19 protein-coding genes are annotated in these 23,230 nt (G+C 51.9%); 10 read left to right on the forward strand and 9 right to left on the reverse strand.

Annotated features, from left to right (window positions below):
- Positions 1 to 266 precede the first annotated feature (266 nt).
- Positions 267 to 950, forward strand: coding sequence for a cytochrome b/b6 domain-containing protein (locus K0I31_RS05415; RefSeq protein WP_258406576.1), 684 nt, complete (start codon positions 267 to 269; stop codon positions 948 to 950).
- A 169-nt stretch (positions 951 to 1,119) separates the two neighbouring features.
- On the opposite strand, the gene K0I31_RS05420 is transcribed toward K0I31_RS05415, so the two are convergent.
- On the reverse strand, positions 1,120 to 1,569 hold the full coding sequence (locus K0I31_RS05420) for a c-type cytochrome (RefSeq protein ID WP_434086918.1): 450 nt from the start codon (positions 1,567 to 1,569) through the stop codon (positions 1,120 to 1,122).
- A gap of 242 nt (positions 1,570 to 1,811) precedes the next feature.
- Between K0I31_RS05420 and trpR the strand changes: the two genes are divergently transcribed.
- Positions 1,812 to 2,087 carry a trp operon repressor gene (trpR, locus tag K0I31_RS05425; RefSeq protein WP_144201138.1) on the forward strand — a complete coding sequence of 92 codons (276 nt, stop codon included), beginning with the start codon at positions 1,812 to 1,814 and terminating at the stop codon, positions 2,085 to 2,087.
- Positions 2,088 to 2,162: 75 nt separating this feature from the next.
- Here the strand turns inward: trpR and K0I31_RS05430 are convergent, their stop codons facing one another.
- A complete protein-coding gene (locus tag K0I31_RS05430; RefSeq protein ID WP_220080158.1) occupies positions 2,163 to 2,543 on the reverse strand; it encodes a hypothetical protein in 381 nt (126 codons plus the stop codon).
- A 187-nt stretch (positions 2,544 to 2,730) separates the two neighbouring features.
- Positions 2,731 to 3,345 (reverse strand): peptidylprolyl isomerase, encoded by a 615-nt coding sequence (gene slyD / locus K0I31_RS05435; RefSeq protein WP_220080159.1) that lies wholly within the window; start codon positions 3,343 to 3,345, stop codon positions 2,731 to 2,733.
- A 716-nt stretch (positions 3,346 to 4,061) separates the two neighbouring features.
- On the opposite strand from slyD, the gene thrA reads away from it, so the two are divergent.
- The 4 genes from thrA to K0I31_RS05455 all read left to right on the forward strand — a co-directional run bounded on the left by thrA (position 4,062) and on the right by K0I31_RS05455 (position 9,420).
- Entirely contained in the window at positions 4,062 to 6,530 is a 2,469-nt protein-coding gene (thrA, locus tag K0I31_RS05440; protein WP_220080160.1) for a bifunctional aspartate kinase/homoserine dehydrogenase I, read from the forward strand.
- Complete coding sequence (thrB, locus tag K0I31_RS05445) at positions 6,527 to 7,480, forward strand: homoserine kinase (protein WP_220080161.1); 954 nt, start codon at positions 6,527 to 6,529, stop codon at positions 7,478 to 7,480. Before thrA ends, thrB begins: the two co-directional genes overlap by 4 nt.
- 10 nt (positions 7,481 to 7,490) lie before the next feature.
- Positions 7,491 to 8,774: a threonine synthase gene (gene thrC, locus K0I31_RS05450; protein ID WP_220080162.1), complete on the forward strand. Its 1,284-nt coding sequence runs from the start codon at positions 7,491 to 7,493 to the stop codon at positions 8,772 to 8,774.
- Positions 8,775 to 9,123: 349 nt separating this feature from the next.
- Positions 9,124 to 9,420 (forward strand): hypothetical protein, encoded by a 297-nt coding sequence (locus K0I31_RS05455; protein ID WP_220080780.1) that lies wholly within the window; start codon positions 9,124 to 9,126, stop codon positions 9,418 to 9,420.
- On the opposite strand, the gene nfo is transcribed toward K0I31_RS05455, so the two are convergent.
- Positions 9,417 to 10,268 (reverse strand): deoxyribonuclease IV, encoded by an 852-nt coding sequence (nfo, locus tag K0I31_RS05460; protein ID WP_220080163.1) that lies wholly within the window; start codon positions 10,266 to 10,268, stop codon positions 9,417 to 9,419. The genes K0I31_RS05455 and nfo overlap by 4 nt on opposite strands.
- Positions 10,269 to 10,400: 132 nt before the next feature.
- Here nfo and K0I31_RS05465 point away from each other — a divergent pair, with 132 nt between their 5' ends.
- From K0I31_RS05465 to K0I31_RS05475, 3 genes are all read left to right on the forward strand, one after another.
- Positions 10,401 to 12,425, forward strand: coding sequence for a hybrid sensor histidine kinase/response regulator (locus K0I31_RS05465; RefSeq protein WP_258406577.1), 2,025 nt, complete (start codon positions 10,401 to 10,403; stop codon positions 12,423 to 12,425).
- Complete coding sequence (locus tag K0I31_RS05470; RefSeq protein ID WP_220080165.1) at positions 12,422 to 13,516, forward strand: response regulator transcription factor; 1,095 nt, start codon at positions 12,422 to 12,424, stop codon at positions 13,514 to 13,516. Before K0I31_RS05465 ends, K0I31_RS05470 begins: the two co-directional genes overlap by 4 nt.
- Positions 13,517 to 13,642: 126 nt before the next feature.
- A complete protein-coding gene (locus K0I31_RS05475; protein ID WP_011864890.1) occupies positions 13,643 to 14,185 on the forward strand; it encodes a hemerythrin domain-containing protein in 543 nt (180 codons plus the stop codon).
- A gap of 64 nt (positions 14,186 to 14,249) precedes the next feature.
- Here the strand turns inward: K0I31_RS05475 and K0I31_RS05480 are convergent, their stop codons facing one another.
- From K0I31_RS05480 to K0I31_RS05500, 5 genes are all read right to left on the reverse strand, one after another.
- Entirely contained in the window at positions 14,250 to 14,441 is a 192-nt protein-coding gene (locus K0I31_RS05480; protein WP_011864891.1) for a DUF3545 family protein, read from the reverse strand.
- A gap of 229 nt (positions 14,442 to 14,670) precedes the next feature.
- On the reverse strand, positions 14,671 to 16,308 hold the full coding sequence (gene pgi, locus K0I31_RS05485; protein ID WP_220080166.1) for a glucose-6-phosphate isomerase: 1,638 nt from the start codon (positions 16,306 to 16,308) through the stop codon (positions 14,671 to 14,673).
- Between the two features lie 13 nt (positions 16,309 to 16,321).
- Complete coding sequence (gene tal / locus K0I31_RS05490) at positions 16,322 to 17,278, reverse strand: transaldolase (protein WP_144201158.1); 957 nt, start codon at positions 17,276 to 17,278, stop codon at positions 16,322 to 16,324.
- Between the two features lie 273 nt (positions 17,279 to 17,551).
- The gene (locus K0I31_RS05495; protein WP_220080167.1) at positions 17,552 to 18,655 is read right to left on the reverse strand and encodes an OmpA family protein; all 1,104 of its coding nucleotides are present in this window, start codon (positions 18,653 to 18,655) and stop codon (positions 17,552 to 17,554) included.
- A gap of 247 nt (positions 18,656 to 18,902) precedes the next feature.
- Entirely contained in the window at positions 18,903 to 21,269 is a 2,367-nt protein-coding gene (locus tag K0I31_RS05500; protein ID WP_011864895.1) for a phosphoketolase family protein, read from the reverse strand.
- 426 nt (positions 21,270 to 21,695) lie between these two features.
- On the opposite strand from K0I31_RS05500, the gene K0I31_RS05505 reads away from it, so the two are divergent.
- Entirely contained in the window at positions 21,696 to 23,174 is a 1,479-nt protein-coding gene (locus K0I31_RS05505) for an alanine/glycine:cation symporter family protein (RefSeq protein ID WP_220080168.1), read from the forward strand.
- Positions 23,175 to 23,230 lie beyond the last annotated feature (56 nt).

Below are 23,230 nucleotides of genomic sequence, written 5' to 3' on the forward strand. Positions count from 1 at the left end.
CCTTTCGTTGTTTCCTTGACTTCAGATTACCAATTTAGCCCCCATAAAATGTGATCTAGATCAACTTTTTGCAGCCATTATTTTCCGTTCGTTGGTTATTTGAGCCCTTAGACAAAATTGCAAAATAAACATTAGGAATGGCTTGTATTTCTCTATTTTAGGCTGCATATTTGACTGGATAACACTGCTTACATAAATCTATTTGCCTCTCCCTATCGCTTCAAATATCATCAATTTCATTATTTTCTAAAGCGATGAGTTATAAGATGTCCTCAGTAGAAAACCCTCAGTCTGGCCAGGTAAAAATTAAGGTATGGGATCTGCCTACGCGCCTGTTTCATTGGTCCATGATAGCGCTGCTCGGTGGTCTATGGTGGAGCGCCGAGGTGGGGGAGATGCAATGGCATCAGGTATTTGCCTATGGCCTATTGATCTTGATTGGCTTTCGTATTCTCTGGGGCATAGTGGGCAGCGAGACCTCGCGCTTTAGTCATTTCGTTAAGTCGCCGACTCAGGTGCTGGCCTATGTCAAACAGCCACAGGGCCGTAGCATAGGCCATAATCCGCTCGGTGGTTATATGGTGGTGGCGATGATTTTGGTGCTGGTGGCGCAGCTCACCACAGGCCTGTTTGCCACAGACGAAGTCTTTACCGAAGGGCCGCTATACAGTTATGTGAGCAGCGAGCTTGCCGGGATCCTGACCTGGCTGCATAAGCAAAATTTCAATTTACTCCTGCTGCTGGCGGTTTTGCATATTCTTGCAGTGATCTGGCACGGTATTAAAGGCGACAAGTTGGTGGGCGCCATGATCACCGGCTATAAGAGTGTCAGCCGCGAGAGCGTTACCGAGTTTAAGTTTCGCTCAGGCCTGATGGCCCTGACCTTGGTCGGCGTGTTAGCGGGCTTGGTAGTGAACTATCTGATTTGGCCAATCGCGGCCATGCTTTAGCGCTATTAGGTCTTAGTGTTGTTAGGTCGAAGCGGTATTAAATTGAAGCGTGATTGGCCGCGCTGAAGCAAAGGATAAAAAAAGGGAGCTTAACTGCTCCCTTTTTTATTCGTCTAACGAGTTATCTTGCTGGTCGTCTGACTAATCGTCTGCAATAGTCGAGTTTGAATTAGTCTTTCTTGTAGACGTCGTGGCAACCCTTACAGCTCTTGCCGGTATTCATAAAGGCTTGCTTGATCGCGTTTTGATCGCTTGATTGTGCGGTAACGGCGAGTTTAGCGGCGTTGTCTTGGAAAGCGCTCATCTTAGCGTCGAAATCGGCCTTGTCGCTCCAGATCTTTGCCAGCGCATCTGTGTGGCCCTTGTCAGAACCGGCAACGAAACCTTCGGCAGGTAGCTTGCTCAGTGCGGCAACGTTTTGTGCACGCATGGCAAAGACTTCGGCGTCGAATGGCTTCTTGCCCTTAAGCATGGCGCCCATGTCGCCAAAGTTGTGAGCGATCAGGCCAAAAGCAGATTGACGATAGTGGATTGCATCGTCTGTCTCCTTGAAGTTATTGGCTTGTACCGCTGAGGCCAGTAAGGCACTGCCAGCTAGGGCTAGCAGGCTTAATTTAATCTGTTTTTTCATGGCAATCATTCTCACTACTTTGTGGTTTTATGTGATCTAACGCAAACATTCTAATCTTAATTAACTATCAGATACTATAGATTTTTCTGTAAAAGTCCGGCCAAAATGTGTCCGAATGTGTCGAACCCTTAGGCGCTCGACTAACTGCATCGATGGCCCAGATAGCCAGCGCGACAGGTTTCTTGGTACACTTGCTTGTACTGGTAGGCAATGACAGCTTAGGGGCCAAAGTGCGCGCAAATTGGGATCTGGTTTTAGAAAAAGTGGTCAACCATCAAGACACCGACGCCTTGATGGATCTGTTCGATTTGCTGCTCACCGAAGAGGAGCGCAGCGCCATCGCCGGGCGGCTGAAGGTGTTTCAGGCCTTGCTGCTGGGAGAGATGAGCCAGCGACAGATTGCCGCCGAGTTCGAGATCAGTATCGCCACCATCACTCGTTGTTCAAATTACCTCAAACATATGCCAGTAGAGCAGCGCGATCGCATCAAGGCGCTCATTCTCTAACGGCAAGCTTTGACACGACTCAGTCTGTTAACTATTCAGGTTGTTAACTATCAGTTCTATCCGGAAGCTTTTTAACTAGATCACCCGAATAGTCACGGGTAGTTGGTGCTGACGATAGCTGTGGCGCTGCGCCAGACGAAACAGTGCGAAACTGGCTAATCCTGCGGCGGCAAACATCAGATAATTCGAGTCGCCATGGCGAAAGACAAACAGGGCGCCTAGCAGGTATGCATAGGGCAGCATATTGTAGAGGGCCTCAGGCAAGAGTCCGCGCCTGCGACGCTTGGGATTGTCGCTCCGCCGGTTTTGTGAGCGCATGTTGAAGATACGCGCGCCGAGCAGGAAGATTACCACGGCTAAGAGCACGGGAAGCGGCGCCGGGCTCAGCAATATGGTACTTGCTGCGATGAGCAGGTAGATGGCGGGGAGTTTTTCATAGACGGGCTGAGCTATCATGTCGACATCCTTATCGTTAATACGCAGCGAGCTGATTCTGTTTTGAAGCATAAAATAAAAGAGTCGGCTTCACCTAATAAAAGGTGGCCGACTCTGTTCAGAATCCTACCTGAGTCTGACGCGCCTGCGTCCAACTAAGGCTTTAGATTGAGTGGCTAATGCCTCTAGTTACTAGTGCCTTTAGAGCTTAGTGCTGGCAGCCGCAACCGCCGTTGCCGTCACAACCTTCTTTGGCTGGCTTCTCAGGATCTTCGCTACAGCAACCGCCATGGTGACCATGACCTTCGCCGCCACAGCAACCACCCTCATGGCTATGCTCGTGGCTACCACAGCCGCCGGCCGCATGGATATGGCCATGGGCGATCTCTTCGGCGCTGGCGTCGCGTACTGACAGTACTTCAACGGTGAAGTTAAGGGTTTGACCCGCGAGTGGGTGGTTACCGTCAACCACGACCACATCGTCTTTCACTTCGGTGACTTGTACTGGACGTTGGCCCATCTCTGTTTCGGCGATAAAACGCATGCCTGGCACGATATCTTCGATATCGCCGAAGGCTGCTAATGGGACCTCTTGGCGTAAACCATCGTGGTAAGGACCGTAAGCCTGCTCGGCTTCTACGGTAACGTCGAGCTTGTCGCCAACACTTTTGCCTTCGAGCGCCTGCTCAAGGCCGGGGATCATGTTTTCTGCACCGTGAAGGTATAGCATTGGCTCACCTTCAAATGAACTCTCGATCAACTCACCTTGCTGGTTCGTTAAGCGGTAATGGATGCTAACAGCTTTGTGTTGGGTGATTATCATATCGCCTCCAATTCAGAATGTGGCGGCATTTTAGCTCGCTTTGTTGGCCTTGGCGATGACCTAGCGCAGCTTCTTGAGGGAAAATCGGTAAATTTTTTTTCATTAGCCTAGGCTTTGGGAGAAGCTGGGCAGGTCTAACAATTTCTTTTTGATTTTTTATTCACTATTGGTGGGAAAATATTTTATTTTGTTGGTGGCTAAATTAGTGGGTTAACAGTGGATTTTGGGTCTCTCATTTCGGTAGGCGAGTTAGTTGTATTAAAGCCAGGGTTTATACTGGGTTAGATTGTTTTTGTGTCCCTACTTTACTGTTTAATAATGCTTTTATTTTCAGGTTAATAAAGGTGCTTTGACAGTAAAACTAAGTCTAATTCACCCACAGATGACTGGGAATCTATCTCCTATTATTTGATTTTAAGGCCCGCGGTACGCCCGGTGCCCAAAGTGTATTTTTATAAAGTTTCATTTCAGGGGTTGACACCTTGGGGCAAAAAAGGCAATTCTGTAGAGACTTCAACGAATATGTTTTGATACGACGAAAAGAATTTAAATGTTTAGCCTTAATCTCGTAGTAACCACCATTATTACAACCACCACGATTACCAGCGTGGGGGCCGGCTAAGCATACTCGAAAGAAATGATTTGAAATGACTAAGCCCGCTCCCCATCAAGGAGCGGGTTTTTTTGTTTCTGGGGCGCGGTACTAAGGAGAGAAGATGAAGGTAATGAAGTTCGGTGGTACCTCGCTGGCCAATTGGCAGAGGTTTAATAGTGCGGCGCAAATCGTCTTGGCTTCGGCCGCAGAGCAGCCGACGGCAGTGGTATTAAGCGCCCCGGCAACCGTGACCAACGGTTTGCTGGAGATGGTCGACCTGGCGGTGGCCGGGGATGATTTCTCTCCCGTCTTGAGTCAGGTGCATGAGGTCTTTAAGACTCTCTATGGCCAGGCGGCCAGTGAGGTGCTGAGTGCAGAGCAATCCGATAGCCTAGAAGCTGTTCTCGCGGCGCAGCTCAAGCACTGGCAAGACAAGCTACAAGGAGTAGTCTTGCTGGGTGAGTGCCCAGACTATGTTCGCGCCGAGATAGTGGTCGGTGGCGAGCGCCTCTCGGCGGCGCTGATGGAGCAGTTGATGTTGGCGGCAGGCGTGTCGGCCAATCAGCTAGTGCCACAACAGTTGTTTGTGGCCCACGGGCCGGCGCTCGAATCGGTTGTCGATATCGCCGCCAGTAAGCAGCGCTTTGCCGAGCTTTCTCTCGATGCCCATCAGGTGTGGGTGATGCCAGGCTTTACCGCCGGTGACAAGGATGGTCGTGTGGTCACCCTGGGCCGTAACGGCTCAGATTATTCGGCGGCCGTGCTGTCGGCCTGTATCGATGCCAGCTGCTGCGAGATCTGGACCGACGTGGATGGCGTCTATAACACTGACCCACGTGTCGTCGCCGATGCCAAGCTGCTGACTCAGCTCAGTTATCAAGAGGCGATGGAGCTGTCTTATTTCGGCGCCAAGGTGCTACACCCTAAAACAATCGCCCCAATCGCCCAGTACCATATCCCTTGCTATATACGTAACAGCTTCAACCCTCAGGCGCCCGGCACCTTAGTGTCGAATCAGGTGGACGAGACAGGGCTGAACGTTAAGGCTATCTCTAATCTCGACGAGCAGACCATGTTTGATATCGCCGGTCCCGGCATGAAGGGCATGGTGGGCATGGCGAGTCGTACCCTGGGCGCCATCTCTCGCTCTGGGGTGTCAGTCTCCCTCATCACTCAAAGCTCTTCGGAATACAGCATCAGCTTCTGTGTGGCGACCCAGGATGCCGAGCGGGTGCGCCTGGCGCTGGAGCAGGAGTTTGAGTTGGAGCTTAAGAGCGACATCCTCGAGCAGATCGCCATGCGCCACAATCTGGCCATCGTATCCCTGATCGGTGACGGCATGCGCACGCACAAGGGGGTCGCCGGTAAATTCTTCCAGGCCTTGGCCCAGGCCAATGTCAACATAGTGGCCATCGCCCAGGGCTCCTCCGAGCGCTCCATCTCGGCGGTTATCGAGCTGCGTAAGACCAAGCATGCTATCGCCGCCTGTCATCAGAGTTTCTTCGATGTGCAGCACTATCTGGATGTCTTCCTGGTAGGCTGTGGCAATGTGGGCGCCGGCCTGCTTGAGCAGATCAAGCAGCAGACAGAGATGTTGAAGGCCCAGCACATTACGGTGCGCGTCTGCGGCGTGGCCAACTCTCGCCACATGCTGCTCGATGCCAAGGGGATAGATCTCAATCATTGGCAGGGACTCCTGGCCGACAGCCAGCAGGCCTGTGACCTGGATAAGATGCTCGCCTGGGCCAAAGACCAGCAGCTACTAAACCCTGTGCTGGTGGATTGTACCTCTAACGAAGCGGTATCTGATCAATATGTTGCGGTAATGAATGCCGGCCTGCATGTGGTGACTCCTAACAAGAAGGCCAACACCCGCGACTATGATTACTACCGCGCCCTGAGACAGACAGCTTTGCATCAACGTCGCCAGTTCCTCTACGAAACCACAGTTGGCGCCGGCCTGCCGGTTATCGATAACCTGAAGAAGCTGTTGTTCGCCGGTGATAAGCTGCAGAAATTCACCGGTATACTCTCGGGTTCACTCTCCTACATCTTCGGTATGCTCGATGAGGGGATGAGCCTGTCTGAGGCGACAGGTATCGCCCGTGAGAAATGCTTTACCGAGCCCGACCCAAGAGACGACCTGAGCGGCATGGACGTGGCCCGAAAGGTGCTGATCCTTGCCCGCGAAGTCGGCATGCAGATAGAGCTGAGCGATATCCAGGTGGAGTCTGTGTTGCCGAGTCATTTTGACGCCTCCGGCGATGTCGAGACCTTTATGGCGAACCTGAGCGCACTTGATGGCGAACTTGCCGAGCGCGTAAATAGCGCCAAGGCGGCGGGTAAGGTGCTGCGTTATGTGGGACAGATAGACGAAGAGGGCTGCCGGGTGAAGATCGCCGAGGTGGACGCCAAGGATCCCCTCTACAGCGTTAAGGGCGGTGAGAATGCGTTGGCCTTCTATAGCCGTTACTATCAGCCGATCCCATTTGTGCTGCGCGGTTATGGCGCGGGCACAGAGGTGACGGCGGCGGGTGTGTTTGCCGACCTGCTGAGAACCCTTAACTGGACACGGGAGATGGGCGTATGAGTTTAACGGTTTATGCGCCGGCCTCTATGGGTAACGTCGGAGTCGGCTTCGATCTGCTGGGCGCCGCCTTGGCACCTGTTGATGGCTGCCTTCTCGGCGATCGCGTCGCCATTGAATCTGCGCCCCATGGCGTCTCGCTCAGTCTGGCCGGTCATTGGGCCGACAAGTTACCGGCGGCCAGCGAAGAGAATATCGTCTACCAATGTGCGACCTTCTTTCTCGAGCAGCTAGGGAGCCGCGCCGGCGTAGCCATGACCTTAGAGAAGAACCTGCCGGTGGGCAGCGGCCTTGGCTCTAGTGCCAGCTCTGTGGTCGCCGCCCTGTACGCCCTGAACGAGCATTTCGACAGGCCCTATGATAGCGACGCCTTACTGAGGCTGATGGGGGAGTTTGAGGGCAAGATCAGCGGCTCGGTCCACTATGATAATGTGGCGCCCTGTTACCTTGGTGGCATGCAGTTGATGCTGGATACCCCTAGCACCGTGTGTCAGGGCCTGCCAGTGTTTAAAGACTGGTATTGGGTCGTGGCTTATCCTGGGATCTCCCTGTCGACCGCTAAGATGCGGGCCCTGCTGCCGACGCAGTATGATAAGTCGGTGGCGATCGATTTTGGCCGTTACCTGAGCGCATTCGTACACGCCAGTTACCGTCAGGATGCCAAGCTGGCCATAGAGGTATTAAAAGATGTGCTGGCCGAACCTTACCGCGCCTCGGAAATTCCCGGCTATGAGCAGGCGCGTGCTGCGCTGGCTGAGCTTGGCATGGCCACTACGGGGATCTCGGGCAGTGGCCCCACGCTGTTCTCCGTGACCGATAACCTGGAGACGGCTAACAAGGCCAAGGCCTGGCTGAATGCAAACTATGTCACCTCCGGCGTGGGATTTTCCCATATATGTCAAATCGATATGCTCGGCACGCGCCGTGTAGATGCAGCAATTTTAGATAAATAGGCGGATCAAGATGGAACTCTATAACTTAAAGCACCCCTCACAGAAGGTTAGTTTCACTCAGGCGGTCAAGCTGGGCCTAGGGAAAGATCGTGGCCTGTTTTTTCCTGTCTCTATCCCCAAGTTAGATAATGTCGATGCGCTGCTGGCGATGGACTTTGTCGAGCGTTCTAAGGCGATCTTAGGTGCCTGGTTGGCCGACGAGCTGGGTCAGGAGATGGTAGATGGCCTGGTGGACCGCGCCTTTAATTTTGAGCTGCCGCTGACCAAGGCCGATGACAGACGTTTCTGCCTGGAGCTATTCCATGGCCCGACCCTGGCATTTAAAGACTTCGGCGCCCGCTTCATGGCCCAGTGCCTCAATAGCCTGGCCCAGGAAGATAAACTCACCATATTGACCGCCACTTCGGGTGATACCGGCGCCGCCGTGGCCGATGCCTTCTATGGGCTGGATAAGGTGCAGGTGGTGGTACTCTATCCAAAGGGCAAGATCAGCCTGCTACAGGAGAAGATGTTTACCACCCTGGGCGATAATATTCATACCGTGGCGGTGGAGAGTGATTTCGATGCCTGTCAGGATATGGTTAAGGCCGCCTTCGAAGACAGCGATGTGCGTGACGGCCTGCATCTTAACTCGGCAAACTCTATCAACATCAGCCGCTTGCTGGCGCAGATCTGCTACTACTTCGAGGCGGTGGCCCAGTTTAAACAGACCAATCAAGGCGATCCTGTGATCGCCGTGCCCAGCGGTAATTTCGGCAACCTGACGGCTGGCCTATTTGCCAAGGCGATGGGACTACCGGTGAAGCGTTTCGTGGCGGCCACCAACAGTAACGATACTGTGCCGCGCTATCTGGCCGATGGTCAGTGGTCGCCTAAGGCAACCGTCGCGACCCTCTCTAATGCCATGGACGTGGCCGAGCCGAGCAACTGGCCCAGGGTTGAGACCATCATGGAGGTGATGAACTGGCCACTGAGCGAACTGGTGGGCGTTGGTCTCTCCGAGCAAGATACCGTGGAGGCGCTGGATGAGCTCTATCGCGGCGGTTATCTATCCGAGCCTCACGCGGCCATCGCAGCAAAGGCGCTGTCATTAACCATGTCTGCCGATGAGCAGGGGATCTTCCTCGGTACGGCTCATCCCGCCAAGTTTAAAGAGGTGGTGGAAGAGGCGCTAGCTATCGAACTTGAGTTGCCGCCTGAGCTACAAGCGGTGAAGGATAAGCCTATCCTGTCGGCCGAACTGCCTGCCGATTTTGCCCGCCTCAAGGCTCACTTGTTTGAGACCTTGGCTTAGCTTCTACCTGGTTATTCATGCTTAAAGCCAAGGCGATAGTGCCTTGGCTTTTTTCTACCCGCTTCTGTCTGCTTTATCTTTTAGCACAGCTTTTTAGTTCAATTAGGCTCTGTCAATCCAGTTGTTTTAATCCAGTTGTTTCAATTCGGTTGTTTAGATGGGGCAGCTGCTAACCTCCGCGCCGTATTTTATCAGCAAGGCGTTTGCATCGAATCGCGCCAATTACCTAGGTTGCCAAATGTATCAATGACCTTGAGACCGGCGTGATGATTATCACAACCAAGCTCTGCTAAATCACTTATCTTACAGGCCTTTTTCTTTAGCCATTATTTGATAGAGCCGTGACGTGTTGCATCTTAGAGTGATTTTACCTGGCCTTTGTTTACTGACAGCCTGCGCCTCAAATGAGCCACAGCTCTATTCTCGAATCAATGAGGCCTATGATTTCGAGGTGACCCATTGCGATAGCTTCGCCATGGTGACTGGGATAGGCAGAGGAGAGGCGCCGCTAAGGGCGGCGCAGGATAATGCCAAGCAGCAAGGCGAGGCTCTGCAGGGCACTCATATTGTCTGGCTACAAGAAGATCACTTCGACAGGGATAATCAGGTCTGGGTGATTGCTGTGGTTTACAAGTGCCTGCTTTAGCGTGTCTGGCTACGTAGCCAGTTGATCTCTTGCTGCCAGATCTCAGGTTCTATCGTTTCTAATATGAGGGGGATCTGCCTGGTTGCCGGGTGTTTCATGATATAGCTAAAGGCGTCCATACCTATATAACCGGCGCCGAGGGAGTGGTGCCTGTCCACCCTGCTATTAAGTGGTGTCTTGCTGTCGTTGAGGTGCATTGCCTTAAGATAATGGTTGCCCACTATGGCATCAAATTGGCCGAAGCTCTCTTCACAGGCCTCGAGAGTGGTTAAGTCGTAGCCGGCGGCAAACATGTGGCAGGTGTCGATACAGATACCGACCCGGCTCTTATCTTCTACCTTGTCGATGATCTGTGCCAGCTGCTCGAAGCTATGGCCCAGGTTTGAGCCCTGGCCTGCGGTGTTTTCTATGATGGCGCTGACGCCTTGCGTCTTATTCAGTGCTAGGTTGATCGATTCGCTGATACGGGCCAGGCACTCGTCTATGCCTATCTTGTTGAGATGACTACCGGGATGAAAGTTGAGCAGGGTCAATCCCATCTGTTCGCAGCGCTGCATCTCGTCGAGAAAGGCTTCTCGCGAGCGCGCTAGCTGCTCCTCATTTGGGTGGCCAAGATTAATCAGGTAGCTGTCGTGGGGCAGAATGGCATCGGGTCGAATGTTGGCCTGTTCGCAGTTGGCCTTGAAGTCGTCAATCTGCGAAGGGCAGAGCGGCGCCGCCTGCCAGCGTCTCTGATTCTTGGTGAACAGGGCAAAGGCATTGGCACCTATCTTCTGTGCGTTCAGCGGCGCATTGGCGATACCGCCGGCGGCGCTAACATGGGCACCGACCCAATGAGTGTCTGGCATTTTTCCTCACTAACTTTAAACAAGTTTATAAATTTTATCGGTATTTTGAGCGATTTTCCTAAGCTGGACTATGCTCAATGAAAGGCATTTCGCCCGACTTCTTCATTTTTCAATAGTGGAATGGACTCTAGCGTGTTTAAGGATCTCTCTCAATCTGAATTTATGGACTTTGGCCCGGCCTTGATCGCCCAACTGGGGAAGTTACAGGGACAGTTTATTCGCGGTGACGATGTGCTCCTGCCCCTGTGTCGTATCCTGGCCGATAGCAGCGGCGCCGAATCTGTGATGATTCTCTCCCGTCGTCTGCTGGCCAGCGACGAGATGCCGGCCGATGTGACCTGTTGGTGTCGGGACTCCATGCGTTATATCACCCTGTGGCGACAGGTGAAAGACTGGCCGCTGCTGGATGGCCAGCGGGGGGCGCACCAGTGGCAACGCTTTGTGGTTTGGCCCATAGAGGGGCTCGACGTCAACATCTTCTTCTATCGCCCGGGCAAGGGCTGGCTGTCGTTTCTCACCTCCTATCAGACCTTCATTGCCGACAGCATCAGCGGCATGTTGCTGCAGCAGAGCCAGGATTGGCAGCAGAGCCGTAACGCGCAGATCATCAAGTCTATCGACACCCAAATGTATCAGTCTATCGTCAGTAATAGCGAAGATATGATAGTGGTCGCCTCGCGCCAGAAGGGGATGGCGCCGGTGATCATGTATGCCAATGCGGCGGCGACCGCCATCAGCCAATATCCGCGCAGTCAGCTTATCGGCAAGTCAATCGAACTCTTCTTCGGCGATCAGGACGACAAGGCGCTGGAACTGCTGGAGGCGATTGAGCTGCGCCTTGAATTTACCGGCGAGCTGGTCTGCTCCACCGCCACCGGGGAGAAGGTGATCCTGCATACCCATCTGATAGCCCTCAACGAGCAGTATGAAGATGGCAGCCTGTTTACCCTGGTGGGCCGGGACATCACGGAGCAGAAGCTGATGCAAAATACCATGGCCCGCACCCAGAAAATGCAGGCCATGGGCCAGCTGGTGGGGGGCGTGGCCCACGATTTCAACAACATCTTAGGTGTGCTCAAGGGCAACCTGGAGCTGATGGAGCTTAAGGGCAAGGATGATGCTATCGCCCGCTATCTGGCCACGGCGCTCAAGGCCTGTCAGCGCGGAACCGACCTGACCCGGCGTCTGCTGCAGTTTTCCCGGCAGGAGCAGTTCAGTGCTCAGCCGGTGCAGGTCAACGAGGTGCTGCAGAGCCTGGAGGAGCTGCTGGAAAAATCCTTAACCACTCAGGTGAGCCTCAACATTCAGCCCCAGCCATCGATGCGGGACATTTGCGTCGATCGCGGCGACCTCGAAGATGCGCTGATCAATCTGGTGCTGAATGCCAAAGATGCCATGCATGGGGAGGGACAGATCACCATAGTGACCGGCGAGCAGTATCTGTCGGGCTATCTTCCCGGCGTGGGCAATACCGTCAGCACAGATAACCGGGATTATGTCTGGGTGTCGGTGATCGATCAGGGCGGGGGGATCCCAGATAACTTGCTGGATAAGATCTTCGAGCCATTTTTTACCACCAAAGATAAGAGCAAGGGGACCGGGCTCGGGCTCTCCATGGTGTATGGCTTCGTCAAACGCTCCAACGGTTATATGAGCATCATGCGCACGGGCGCTGATGGCACTGAGATCCGCCTCTGGTTTCCGGCCATCAAGCCAGTCGAGCGGCAGATTGAGCGCCAGCACAGTCCGCTGGAGTATCCCAAGGTCGCGCACCCCATCAAGGTGCTTATCGTCGATGATGAGCCGGATCTGCTCGAGGTGCTGTGCGATTACTGTCAGATGATGGGGATGGAGGTTCTGGCCTATACGGATCCTCTGCTGGTCAAGGAGCAGTTTAAGGATGGCATAGATAACATAGACCTCATCATCTCAGATCTCTTGATGCCGGGGGGCATTAACGGTTATGAGCTGGTGACCGACCTGAGCGTGCACCGAACGATTCCTGTGCTGCTGATCTCAGGCTATGTCGGCGATGTCGGCATCAGCAGTCGGGAAGATCTGCCTTTTCAGGTGCTGCAGAAACCCTTCGATATCCGCACCTTCGTACGCGGCCTCGAGGAGATAGGGATTGAGTTTGTACAAGGAGAATTGCGATGAACAACATGGAGATTTGGGTTGTAGACGATGACAGGGATTACTGCGAGTTGATCGTCGAGATGTTGCAAGATGAGTTCAAGGTGAGCCCCTTCTATGGTGCGGCGGATTTTCGCGCTGCCCTGCAAACCCAGAAGCCGGATCTGCTGCTGATGGATATCAACCTGCCCGATACCGATGGTATCACCCTCTGCTGTGAGCTACAGGCCAGCAACCAAGAGGTGGCCGTGTTGTTCGTCTCTGGGATGAATACCCTGGAGGAGCGCCTCAAGGCCTATGAGGTGAATGCGGTGGATTTCATCGCCAAGCCGTTTGAGCTCAAGGAGTTGCTGGCCAAGGTGCACAGCGTCGCTCACTATGTGATGAAGCAGCGGGAGCTGATCCAGGCGGAATCTGTCTCGCGCAACATGGCCTTTCAGTCGATGACGGAGTCGTCACAGTATGGTTGTGTGCTGCAGTTTTTCCGTCAATGTTTTCTCTGTAACGATCATCAGACCCTGGCGGATGCCTTTTTTGATCTGATGCAGCAGCTTAATCTCAACACCTGCTTGGAGATACGAGGGGAAAACGTGGAGTATTTTGCTCCCAGGCATGCAGCCATCAGCCCCATAGAGTCGAATATTTTAGAGCTGCTGGATAAACATGGCCGCCTGTATGATTTTGGCTGCCGCACCATATGCAACGACAAGCATGTCTCCTTCTTGATCAAGAATATGCCGATAAACGACGAGATCCTCTACGGCAGGCTGAGAGATATCATCGCCGTGGTGGTCGAAGGGCTGGAGGCGCGCGTCTTGGATATCAGTCGTCAGCAGACGCTGACACAGGTGTTTCTAGACATCGAATCGCTTATCGGCGATATCAACGTCGCGACCCTAGAGCATGATGAGAAATTTAGTGCGGCGCTCATTAACATGACCACAGAGATCCGTGGGAGCTTCCATGTGCTGGACATGACCATAGAGCAGGAAGATTATTTTACGGCGCTTATCGAGCGTAATCTGAAGGAGGTGAAATCGGCCTCCGAGGCCTTTACCCGTCTGCAATCTGCGCTGGGTAAGGTGATGGATGTGCTCGGGGGAAGCGTATCTTAAGTGATTATTTTATGTTCGTTTTTCTTGATCTGAGTCACGTCATCATGACGGCTTACATATTAGTGTGAGTAAAAGTTCAACAATTTACTATAGTAACTAAAGGCGTCTAGAAGGTTGGAGGTGACGATGTTAGCGAGACTTCATAATGACCATAAACATATCGCGATACTGTTAAATATTCTTAAAAATAAGCAGCAGCGGCTGCAACATGGCGAGGCCGTCAACTTTAATCTGATCCGAGATATCGTCGAATATATGCAGAGCTATGCCGAGCATAGCCATCACCCGCTCGAGGATCTGATCAACGAATTTTATATTCAGACCCATCCCGAAGAGGCCTTGGAGAAGCAGTTGGGGGAAGAGCACCATAACCTTATCGAAAGTTCAACCAGTCTGATGTCTACCCTAAACCTTATCTTAAGTGACGTCCCGGTACAGAATGAAACCTTGAGCCAGGCCTTGAAGGAGTATGTCGAGGCGCAGCGCAATCACATGATGTATGAAGAGGGTAAGTTGTTCCCCATCTGGGAGGCGGGGATGACAGAGGCTCAGTGGCAGGAGGTGGCAGACAGATGCCAGGAGAAGTTGATCTGCGACCCATTATTTAGCGATGACGACAATCTACTCTTCGAAGAGTTAAAAGAGTATCTGGCCAAGGCCGATGACTAACAGCAAATCACTAACAACCTATAGATATAAAAATAGCGCCTAAGGCGCTATTTTTATTGTTTATTTACATCAGAAGGTTATCTAAGTCGTATTCGAAACTGCTGTCGATATCCTGAAGCTCTTTAATCAAACGCTGTTTCTCTTTGATAGCCTCTATCTCACGCCATTTTCGCTTCTTGTTGGAGCTTCGCGAACGACTGTTGGGTCTTTCAATGACGGTATCATCTAGCGCACTACCATAATCTAAGCGATTCATGGCAACCTCCTGTTGTTGTATTTTTTCTCAACAATTAAATATCACACTTCCAATTTATGGTGCAAGAAAAATGTTTCAATAATGTTAAGTCTGGGTGAATCATTTATGGCGCGGCAGGTGGTTTTTTGCCCGCTGTATGGGCGAAAGCTTAAGCTTGCTGGTGGATATTACTGCAGATAATAAAAAAGCCAGTGAAAACTGGCTTTTTTAATCGGCTAAGGTTGCAGGCTTAAAGGTGGCCGCGTCTAAAGAGATTGATGAGGGCGTTGCTGGAGGCGTCTAGCGCCTTAGCCTCTTCATCGCTCTGCAGACGTGCGAGCACATCGTTGCCTAGGGTCTTGCCCAGTTCGACGCCCCATTGGTCGAAGGAGTTGATGTCCCATATCGCGCCTTGAACGAAGGTTCTATGCTCGTACAGGGCGATCAAGGCACCCAGAGTTTCCGGAGTCAGCTTGTCCATCAGCAGGGTGTTGCTTGGCTTATTGCCTTCCATCACCTTGTGCTTAGCGATCAGTGCCTTCTCTTCCTGGCTCAGTGAGCTGTTGTCGAGTTCGGTGAGTGCCTCATCGAAGGTTCTGCCTTGCATCAGTGCCTGAGTCTGGCCAAAACAGTTGGAGGCCAGCTGCACATGATGTTCGCCGAGCGGGTTATGACTCTGCAGTGGCAGAATAAAGTCTGCCGGGATCAGTGCCGTGCCTTGGTGCAGTAACTGATGGTAGGCGTGTTGACCATTGGTGCCTTCGCCGCCCCAGATCACAGGGCCGGTTGCATGGTCGATATTGTCGCCATTGAGGGTGACAGATTTACCGTTACTCTCCATGTCCAGCTGTTGGAAGTAAGCCGGCAGGCCTCTGAGGTAGTGATCATAGGTCAATACCACATGGGATTGTGCTTGGTAGAAGTTGCCATAGAGCAGGGAAAACAGCCCCATGATCACCGGCATATTCTGTTCGAGCGGCGCCTCGACAAAATGCTTGTCCATCGACTTGGCGCCGGCCAGCAGCTGGTAGAAGTTGTCCATACCGATCAACAGGGCGATAGGCAGACCTATGGCTGACCAGAGTGAATAGCGACCGCCCACCCAATCCCACATAGGGAAGATGTTGTCCGCATCCATGCCAAATTCGGTTGCCTTGGCCACGTTTGAGGTGACGGCGACGAAATGCTTGGCGATATCCGCTTGGGTACCGCCATTTTCCAGGAACCAGGCCTTGGCACTCAGGGTGTTGGTCAGCGTCTCTTGGGTGCCAAAAGACTTAGACGACATCACGAATAGGGTGGTTTCCGGATCCACCAGACGCAGCTTCTCACACAGTGAGGTGGCATCGACGTTGGCGACGAAGTGACACTTGAGCGCCGGATTCCAGTATGGGCGCAGGGCCTGAGTAACTATTTTAGGTCCCAGGAAGGAGCCACCAATGCCGATGCTCACGATATCTGTGATCGCCTTGCCCGTGTAGCCCTTCCACTCGCCGCAGGTGACTGCCTCGACAAACTTGGCCATCTTGGCCTGAGTCTGTTTTACCTCGGGAACGATATTCTGGCCATCGACCAAAATAATCTCGTCGGCCTCGGCTCTGAGGGCCGTGTGCAGCACGGCGCGCTTTTCGGTGTTGTTGATGATCTCGCCATTGAACATGGCGCGGATCTTATCGCTTAGACCGGCAGATTTAGCCAGTTTAAACAGCTGCTCAAGCGTCTGCTCATCCGCTCGGTTCTTGGAGTAGTCCAGCAGCAGGCCGCAGGCGGACAGTGACATCTTGTCAAAGCGCTGTGGATCGGCCTCAAATAGCTCGCGCATGTGGGGTAGCTTCGCGGCTTGTGCCTCGAGCTGGGCCCATGCGTCTTGCTGAGTAAGCTTAGTCATGACATCTATTCCCTTAGGCTTCGAGTTCTGCTTTTAGCATGGTTTCAAGTTTGCCCTGATCGATGGCAAAGTTGCGGATACCTTCGGCCAGCTTCTCTACCGCCATCGCATCTTGGTTGAACTCCCAACGGAACTCGGCTTCGCTCAGTGCCGCACCAGGAGCGACCACTTCACTGGCCGCCTGTAGTTTTTGCACGACTGGAGTGTCGCTGTTGGCCATCTCTTCAAGCAGCGCAGGGCCGATAGTTAGACGGTCACAGCCTGCCAGTTCGATGATTTCTCCCGTGTTACGGAAGCTAGCGCCCATTACAACCGTCTTGTAGCCGTGACGCTTGTAGTAGTTGTAGATGTTAGTGACTGAGACAACGCCTGGGTCTTCTGCGGCGCTGTACTCTAGGCCTGTGTCTTTCTTGTACCAGTCGAGAATACGGCCGACGAAAGGTGAGATCAGGTAAACACCGGCTTCGGCACAGGCTCTGGCCTGGGCAAAACAGAAGAGTAGCGTCAGGTTACAGTTGATGCCTTCTTTTTCCAGCTCTTTGGCGGCGCAGATCCCTTCCCAGGTTGAGGCGAGTTTGATCAGGATACGAGACTTGTCTATGCCGGCTTCTTCATAGAGCTTGATCAGTTTATGCGCCTTCTCGATAGAGCCAGCCTTGTCGAACGAAAGGCGAGCGTCCACCTCGGTAGAGATGCGGCCAGGAACAATCTTTAGGATCTCCAGGCCGATGTTGACCGCCAGCTTGTCACCGGCATCTTCGACCTGCTGAGCCAGATCGTCACTCTGCGCCTTGGCCCATTCGATGGCATTGGCAATCAGGTGCTTGTATTCAGGAATTTGGGCTGCTTTTAGGATAAGAGAGGGGTTGGTGGTGGCGTCTTGTGGTTGATAACGCTTGATGGCTTCGATGTCACCGGTATCGGCAACTATGGTAGTGATAGATTTGAATTGCTCTAGTGTATTAGCCATGAAAATTACATCCTTCTTAAGAAGCAGCTTAAGTGTGTGGTTTACTAACGGCTATTAGACGCGATTTTGCCGATATTTCCAACCGTGAATGAAAAAAAATTACAGAAAAGTTGCTAAATATCAGTAAAAGGCATTTTTGCCGTCGCCGATTAGTGAGGCTGACGCTTGTGCTAAACGGACTTAGAGTATAACCATTAAATTATGACAGGAAAAAAAATCGCTGCCTAAGCAGCGATTTTTAGTGAGGTCGATCATTAAGTTAATCGTGAAGACTTACTTTAGAATCGGCTCTTTACGCACGCCAGTGACGTGGGCTTCGATGCGGCGGTTAGCCTTGTTGGCTTCGGCGCTTTTGCCTTCGATCAGAGGCTGAGTGATACCGTAACCTTTAGCGCTGACGCGATCTTGGCTGATACCGTACTTGCTAACCAGCAGCTCGGCAACGGCATTGGCACGACGCTCTGACAGATCCATGTTGTAGTCTGGGTTACCTACGTTAGAGGCGTGACCACCGATCAACACGGTTGCGCGTGGGTTTTGGTTCATGTAGTTGGCCAACTTTTCGATTTGACCGTAAGACGCAGAGTTCACCACGGCTGAGTTGTTGGCAAAGCGAATTGAACCTAGTTCATGCTTTTCGGTGACTTCGCGGTAAACCGTACAACCATTGGCATCAACCTTGTGGTTGCTTGGCGTGTTGGCACATTGGTCTTTGTCGTCGGTTACACCGTCGTTGTCTGAATCTTTTGGTGCAACAACCACAGGTGCAGCTACAGCGGCTGGTGCTGCGCGACCAAAGCGGTAGCTCAGCTCAAGACCCCAGTAGTTGCTTTCCATCTCAAGTGTGTTCCACTTGTCTTCGTCGAGATTTTCATAACGACGATACTTGGCTTGCAGCTTGAGGTTGTCGGTGAAGTTGTAGCCGATACCCGCACCAAAGTATGGTGCAACACCGCTGTCGCTGTAGTACTCGCTACCCCACTGTTTGTTGTTTGACAGTAGGTAGTTCATTGCACCCGCTTCGGCAGACAGGCTCCAACGGTCGGCAAATGGCCAGAAACCTACCAGGCCGAGTGTCATACCGCGAGCACCGACGTCGTTTAGTTTGTTGGCATAGTCGACCCACTCGGCACGGCCTAGGTCACGATAGCCTAGCTCGACTCCGAAATAGTCGTTAAAGAGGTAACCACCAAATACGTCCCAAGCATAAGGATCGTCTTCACCACACTGCTTCATGGTCTTCTGATCGCAGTTAGGCTCGTAGTTGTTAACGCCTAAACCGCCACCGACATACCAAGGGGTGAGTTCTTGTGCTGCATTGGCTGCAAATGGGAGCATTGATGTAAGCAGAATAGCTTTCAATGTATTGTTCATCATTTTCCAATTCCTTTGTTTTACTATCTTCCCCCATGCTGTTTTTATCCTGTAAAAACATGCCAGCACTTTGTGGGGGGACTCCTTAGATATTATCGCTAGCCTCTGTATTATCTTACGTGAATATAGAAATTGCCATGATAAACAGGCATTTTTTTTAGGATCATTGGTCACTTGATAATAAAAAAGGCGTTTCCGCTAGGAATCGCCTTTTTTCTAGTAGAATAATTAACGTAGCGTTAATCTATTCTTAACGTGTCCAGATCCAGTTTTCGATGTTTTCTGGGTCGACACCGTTTGCCTTGATGTAGTTACGGTGGTCAACCAGACGCTGTAGCATGTCTGTGGTGATGGCAACGTGTTGTGTCTCGTCGATCACACCTTGTTGGAATAGCTTGTAAGCCATATCGATAACCAGGTGGTAGCGAGAAGTACCGTTACGCACACCCATGTCGAATGGTGTAGTGGTTGAACCTTCCTCTTCATAGCCCTTGATGCGGAATCTGTGGCTACCCTTGTAATCGAATACCAGTTTCTTGATGGTGTTCGGATAACCGTGGTAGTTGAAGACCACACCCTTATCGGCGGTGAAGATCTCATCCATCATCCAAGGCTTGCTTTGGAACTTACGGCTACCCAGACCGCTGCTGGTTAGCTCGGTTACGCTGACGAAGCGCACGCGGACTCTTGGTAGCAGCTCACGCAGGATGACCAGAGAGGCCATACATTCTTGGGTCACATAGTCACCACAGCCTGCCAGTACTACGTCTGGGTTTTCATCTGAGGCGAAGTCCCACACCATGACGCCATCTTTAGCCTGTTGACGGGCTTCGTCCAGTGTTAGCCATTGTGGCAACTCTTTCTTACCGGCGGCGATGATGTTGAGCTTATCGCGATCGGCGAAGGCACGCTCTGTGTAAACCAGGGTAGAGTTAGCATCTGCTGGCAGATAAGCCGAGATGATCTCTGGGTGTTTCTCAAGCATAGCTCCTAGGAAAGAAGGGTTCTGGTGAGAATAACCGTTGTGGTCTTGGCGCTCCAGCAGTGAAGAGAGCACGACGTTACAAGCGGGAACTGGCTTACGGAAGTGTACGCCTTGGCTTGCATAGACATATTTACAGTATTGGTCGGCCATAGAGGAGACCACCTGTGAGAATGACTCATAAGTTGGGAACATGCCGTGACGACCCGTTACTGTGTAGCCGTGTAGCATACCGAATAGCAGGTTCTCAGATAGCAGCTCAAGTACTCGACCGTCGCGAGACATATCTTCGTCCCAGCTTTCGATAGGCCACTGCCATGCACGATCTGTCTCTTCAAACACAGCTTGCAGCTGGTTAGAATAGGTTTCGTCAGGGCTGAAGATACGCAGATTGCGTTGGTCTCTGTTGAGCTTGAATGCATCACGCATCCATTGGCCCATCTTGAGCATAGAGTAACCACGTTGGCCTCTAGGCGTTTCTGCACCGTAGGCCAGGTCTTCCAGCTTAGGATTGTTGAGTGAACGTACCACTTCGCCGCCGTAGCTCAGGTGTTGACGACCACAGCAAAGCTCTTTTGGTGGGAGCAATGATTGAATGTCTTTGTCGAACACGATCTGGTTTTGTTCGTTGATGCTATAGAGTTCGTTAAACTTGTAGCTGGCAAGCCATTGATCTAAGGCTTCAAGGTGTTGTTTGTCTTTCGCACACTTGTTAACGATAACCTGGTGAGACTCACAGTTACCTTCTAACTTCTTACCATTGTCTTCGGCAACGCCTGTCCAACCTTTTGCGGTGCGCATCAGAATCACTGGCCAGCGAGGCTTAACGACATCTTCGCCACTACGTGCCTTGGTCTGAATGGCTTCGATCATGGCATAGGATTCATCCATCGCCTTGGTCATCTGCACGTAGACATCTTCTTCAAGGTCACTGTCGACAATGATTGGGTGGTAGCCAAGGCCCTTGAATTCAAGTTCAAGTTCTTCGTGGCTCATGCGTCCCATACGGGTTGGGCCAGAGATCTTGTAGCCGTTGATGTGAACGATTGGCAGTACGGCACCGTTGTTGGCTGGAGATACCAGACGGTTGGCATACCAAGAGGCTGCTAGCGGGCCGGTTTCTGATTCGCCGTCACCGATAAGTACGGTAGCGATCAGGTTAGGGTTATCCAGCACGGCACCCCAGGCAACTGAGAGTGAGTAGCCTAGCTCACCACCTTCGAGGATCTGACCCGGTGCTTCTGGGTTAGCGTGAGAAGGGTAGCCATAGGCGGCTGAAAATTTCTTACAGATATCTTCGATACCTGTCTCGTTGTACGGAATCGTCTCTGGATAGAAATGACTCAAAGATCCTTCCATAAACAGGTTAGCTTGTACGGCTGGGAAGCCATGGCCTGGGCCGACAAGGTAGAGGAAAGGACGGTTGGTTTTCTTGATGAGACGGTTGACGTTAGCGTAGACGAAGTTGATACCTGGACAAGTCCCCCAGTGCCCTAGCAGTCTGGGTTTGATGTCGCTATGTTCTAGCGGACGCTTGTGCAGTACGTTCTGCTTCAGGTAGATTTGCGAGGTGGCCAGGAAGTTGGTCGCTCTTACAAATTTCTTTAGTGCGGTGATCTCTTGCTGTTGTGACATAAATAACCCCATTTATAGTAAGCAATAAGTTAATCAAAGCTCATGTGAGGCACTATATTTGTAATTTTATTACAAAAATGTGTTCAATATCTTATTTTTGCAAAGTCATTAAATTTGCCGAATGTTAAATTTTTGGTGGTAAACACCATGTTAGTTACGTTAATACAGTAGCTTATTTATGTCTGATTGCGTGATGGCAATGTCATGTAAATGGGTAACTGTGATCTGTATCACATGGTGCTTTTTTGATGGTATGCTATTTTGGCGTGTCGAATTCGGCAGGCATGTTGTTTTGGCATCATGAAAGGATAATTCGAAAAGATAATCCTGCCGGAAATATTCGATCAAATTGGGAAGGAAATTCAACAAAGGTGGCGGCTTGCTTGGCAAGGTCACCATAAACGTCCTAAGGGTTATAGAAGTTCTATGTTTGAATCTGTATTAAATTTAGTCGATTCGACTATCAACGCGGTAAACGGCATGCTGTGGGGCAGTGTGTTGATTTACGTGCTGGTCGCTGCGGGCGTGTTGTTTACATTGAGATTGGGCTTTATCCAATTACGTATGTTTGGTCATGGTAGCAAGTTAGTGCTACAGGGCCGTGAAAAAACCAATGGTATTTCGTCGTTCCAGGTATTTTGTACTTCTATGGCGGCCCGCGTGGGCACGGGTAACATGGCTGGTGTTGCGGTAGCAATCACAGTCGGTGGCGCCGGTGCTGTGTTCTGGATGTGGCTCATCGCCCTGCTGGGGATGGCTACCGCCTTTATCGAGTCGACCCTGGCGCAGGTATACAAGGTTAAAGACAGCGACGGTCAGTACCGTGGTGGCCCGGCCTATTATATGGAGCAAGGGTTAGGCAAGCGCTGGATGGGTTCTTTGTTCTCTGTCTTGCTGATCATCGCCTTCGGTTTCGCCTTCAATGCGGCCCAGGCCAATACCATGACTGATGCACTCAACAATGCTTTTGGGTTAGATAAGACTATGGTGGGTCTGGTGATCGTCGCAGTTGCGGCCTATATCATCAGCGGCGGCCTGAAGAAAGTGGCCAAGGCCTCTGAGCTTATCGTGCCTGTGATGGCGGTGGCTTATCTGGCGATTGCCCTGATCGTTCTGGTAATGAACCTTGAGCAGGTGCCTGCGGCGCTGGCTTATATCGTCAAGAGTGCCTTCGGTTGGGAAGAAGCCGCCGGCGGCGCCATGGGCGCCATGATGGCGGGCATCGCAAGAGGATTGTTCTCTAACGAAGCGGGTATGGGTAGTGCGGCCAATATCGCGGCGTCAGCATCACCAAACCCTAACCACCCCGCCTCTCAGGGTTTCGTGCAGATGATTGGTGTGTTTGTCGATACCATAGTGATCTGTAGCGCTACCGCAGCCATCATCTTGTTATCGGGTGTACTGGATGCACCGGGTGAGCAGAAGGGCATAGGTCTGTTGCAGTTAGCGCTCACCAACGAGGTGGGTGGCTGGGCAGCTTATTTTGTCGCCTTCGCTATCATTCTCTTCTGTTTCTCTTCTATCATCGCTAACTATAGCTATGCAGAGAGCAATATCATGTTCCTGAGTCGGAGCAAGAAGGTGCTCTATACTTTCCGCGCCTTGGTTTTGGCCATGGTGATGGCGGGTTCAGTGGCGTCTCTGCAGTTGGTGTGGAACTTTGCCGATGTCTCCATGGGCTTGATGGCGCTGGTGAATATTGCCGCCATCGTCATGCTCTCTAAGGTGGCCTTTGCGGTGATCAAAGATTACGAAGTGCAGCTAAAGGCGGGTAAGGTGCCGACCTTCGATGCGGCGCATTTCCCTGAGCTTAACGGTCTGGATGAGAAGATCTGGAAGGGCAAGCCCAGTGCCGATGCCTTGGCTAAAGAGGAAGGTAAGTCGATTGCCGTCCCCGAGGTGTAACCCAAGCGGGTTAATCGCGCCTCTCTATTAGTTCCATCTAAAAAACCACGCTCCAA

The sequence above is a fragment of the Shewanella spartinae genome (assembly GCF_019457555.1).
GTDB lineage: Bacteria > Pseudomonadota > Gammaproteobacteria > Enterobacterales > Shewanellaceae > Shewanella > Shewanella loihica.

Excerpts from the sequence above, each read along its gene's own strand:
- K0I31_RS05415 (WP_258406576.1), top strand. The coding sequence starts at position 267 with ATGTCCTCAGTAGAAAACCCTCAGTCTGGCCAGGTAAAAATTAAGGTA.
- K0I31_RS05430 (WP_220080158.1), bottom strand. The coding sequence starts at position 2,543 with ATGATAGCTCAGCCCGTCTATGAAAAACTCCCCGCCATCTACCTGCTC.
- slyD (WP_220080159.1), bottom strand. The coding sequence starts at position 3,345 with ATGATAATCACCCAACACAAAGCTGTTAGCATCCATTACCGCTTAACG.
- thrA (WP_220080160.1), top strand. The coding sequence starts at position 4,062 with ATGAAGGTAATGAAGTTCGGTGGTACCTCGCTGGCCAATTGGCAGAGG.
- thrB (WP_220080161.1), top strand. The coding sequence starts at position 6,527 with ATGAGTTTAACGGTTTATGCGCCGGCCTCTATGGGTAACGTCGGAGTC.
- thrC (WP_220080162.1), top strand. The coding sequence starts at position 7,491 with ATGGAACTCTATAACTTAAAGCACCCCTCACAGAAGGTTAGTTTCACT.
- nfo (WP_220080163.1), bottom strand. The coding sequence starts at position 10,268 with ATGCCAGACACTCATTGGGTCGGTGCCCATGTTAGCGCCGCCGGCGGT.
- K0I31_RS05470 (WP_220080165.1), top strand. The coding sequence starts at position 12,422 with ATGAACAACATGGAGATTTGGGTTGTAGACGATGACAGGGATTACTGC.
- K0I31_RS05475 (WP_011864890.1), top strand. The coding sequence starts at position 13,643 with ATGTTAGCGAGACTTCATAATGACCATAAACATATCGCGATACTGTTA.
- K0I31_RS05480 (WP_011864891.1), bottom strand. The coding sequence starts at position 14,441 with ATGAATCGCTTAGATTATGGTAGTGCGCTAGATGATACCGTCATTGAA.
- pgi (WP_220080166.1), bottom strand. The coding sequence starts at position 16,308 with ATGACTAAGCTTACTCAGCAAGACGCATGGGCCCAGCTCGAGGCACAA.
- tal (WP_144201158.1), bottom strand. The coding sequence starts at position 17,278 with ATGGCTAATACACTAGAGCAATTCAAATCTATCACTACCATAGTTGCC.
- K0I31_RS05495 (WP_220080167.1), bottom strand. The coding sequence starts at position 18,655 with ATGATGAACAATACATTGAAAGCTATTCTGCTTACATCAATGCTCCCA.
- K0I31_RS05500 (WP_011864895.1), bottom strand. The coding sequence starts at position 21,269 with ATGTCACAACAGCAAGAGATCACCGCACTAAAGAAATTTGTAAGAGCG.
- K0I31_RS05505 (WP_220080168.1), top strand. The coding sequence starts at position 21,696 with ATGTTTGAATCTGTATTAAATTTAGTCGATTCGACTATCAACGCGGTA.